This window comes from Neisseria sp. HMSC03D10 (assembly GCF_001807625.1).
In the GTDB taxonomy this organism is placed as follows: domain Bacteria; phylum Pseudomonadota; class Gammaproteobacteria; order Burkholderiales; family Neisseriaceae; genus Neisseria; species Neisseria mucosa.
Map to the genome: position 1 here is coordinate 1,855 of NZ_KV789500.1, position 2,098 is coordinate 3,952.

1 protein-coding gene is annotated in these 2,098 nt (G+C 56.4%); it reads right to left on the bottom strand.

All coding sequences use genetic code 11. The annotated features are described in order from the left end of the window. Positions 1–141: 141 nt before the first annotated feature. Positions 142–1,998 carry an ABC transporter ATP-binding protein gene (locus HMPREF3066_RS02130; protein ID WP_049228022.1) on the bottom strand — a complete coding sequence of 619 codons (1,857 nt, stop codon included), beginning with the start codon at positions 1,996–1,998 and terminating at the stop codon, positions 142–144. Between the last annotated feature and the right edge of the window lie 100 nt (positions 1,999–2,098).

The window sequence follows — 2,098 nt, forward strand, 5'->3', positions numbered from 1 at the left end:
CTTGTCCTGATTTAAAGTTAATCCACTATATACCCAAAAAAGAAGGGCGCAATCTTGCGCCCTGTCGAGATGATTTTGAACTGGGGTCGTCTGAAACTCAAAACTGGATTTTCAGACGACCTTTTGTCTTACTGCAAACGTTCAATTATGTTCCCAATCGACGTGTTCGCTCAAGAAACCGCCGCTTTGGTGTGCCCAAAGTTTGGCGTACAGACCTTGTTTTTCGAGGAGTTCGGTGTGGCTGCCTTCTTCGATGATGCGGCCTTTGTCCAAGACGATGAGCCTGTCCATCGCGGCAATGGTGGAGAGGCGGTGGGCGATGGCGATGACGGTTTTGCCGTCCATCATTTTGTCCAGGCTTTCTTGGATGGCGGCTTCGACTTCGGAGTCGAGCGCGCTGGTGGCTTCGTCGAGCAGCAGAATCGGCGCGTCTTTGAGCATGACGCGGGCGATGGCGATGCGCTGGCGTTGGCCGCCGGAGAGTTTCACGCCGCGTTCGCCAACGTGGGCATCATAACCGCGCCGCCCTTTGGCATCGGAAAGGTTGGGGATGAAATCGGCGGCTTCGGCGCGTTCGGCGGCGGAAATCATTTCGGCGTCGGTGGCGTCGGGGCGGCCGTAAACGATGTTGTCGCGCACGGAACGGTGCAGCAGCGAGGTGTCTTGCGTGACCAGACCGATTTGGGCGCGCAGGCTTTCTTGGGTTACGCTGTCGACGTTTTGCCCGTCAATCGAAATCGTGCCGCTTTGCGGTTCGTAGAAGCGCAAAAGCAGGTTGACGATGGTGGATTTGCCCGCGCCGCTGCGTCCGATCAAGCCGACTTTTTCGCCCGGGCGGATGGTGAGGTTGAAGCCGTTGAGCAGCGGTTTGCCTGCTTCGTAGGAGAAATCGACGTGTTCGAACTTGATTTCGCCTTGCGACACTTTCAGCGGCAGGGCGTTCGGCTTGTCGAGGATGGTGTGCGGCTTGGACAGGGTTACCATGCCGTCGCCGACGGTGCCGATGTTTTCAAACAATCGGGCGGATTCCCACATGATGTATTGCGACAAACCGTTGACGCGCAACGCCATGGCGGTGGCGGTGGCAACTGCGCCGACGCCGACTTGTCCGTGATACCAAAGCCAGATGCCCAGCGCGGTCGTGCCGGCGGTCAGCGAGCTGTTGACGATGAAGCTGCATGTGTGCAGAAGCGTCGCCAAACGCATTTGGGCGTGTACCGTAACCATAAATTCTTCCATCGACTGCTTGGCGTAGGCCGCTTCGCGCGCGCCGTGGGAGAAGAGTTTGACGGTGGTGATGTTGGAATAGGCATCGGTAATGCGGCCGGTCATCAGTGAACGCGCATCCGCCTGACGCGCGGCGGTTTTGCCGAGCTTGGGAATTAGGAAGCGCATCACCAAGGCGAAGCCGATAATCCAACCGATAAAGGGCAGCAGCAGCCAGCCGTCGAACGAAATCAGAATCACGCCGGAAGTAATGAAATACACCAGCACATACACAACCATGTCGGCAACCGTCATCACCACATCGCGCAACGCCAGCGCGGTCTGCATGACTTTGGCGGACACGCGGCCGGCAAATTCGTCCTGATAGAAACCGAGGCTTTGCCCCAGCATCAGACGGTGGAAATTCCAGCGCAGGCGCATCGGGAACACGCCTTGCAGGGTTTGCAGGCGGACGTTGGACGCGAGGAAGGTCCAAAGGGCGAAAAACACCATCATCCCCGCCATCGCCGCCAACGCCCAGCCTTTTTCGTCAAACAGGGTCGCGGGCGTGTATTTGCCGAGCCAGTCCACGACTTTGCCCATAAATTGAAACAGCAGGGCTTCCATAATGCCGATGCCGGCGGTAAACACCGCCAAGACGGCAATCCATTTGCGCAAGCCTTCGATATTGCTCCAGACAAACCGCCACAGCCCTTTTTCAGGCGTTTTCGGGGCGGCTTCGGGATAGGGGTCGATTCGGGATTCGAACCATGAGAATATTTTTTGAATCATTGTATTGTTTTGATTGAGATAGAGTGGATTTCAGACGACCTCTACGATGGGGACGGGTCGTCTGAAAACAAGTATAGTGGATTAACTTTAAACCAGTACG

What these genes read in the sequence shown, in the direction of transcription:
- HMPREF3066_RS02130 (WP_049228022.1), bottom strand. Translation starts at nt 1,998, where the DNA reads ATGATTCAAAAAATATTCTCATGGTTCGAATCCCGAATCGACCCCTAT.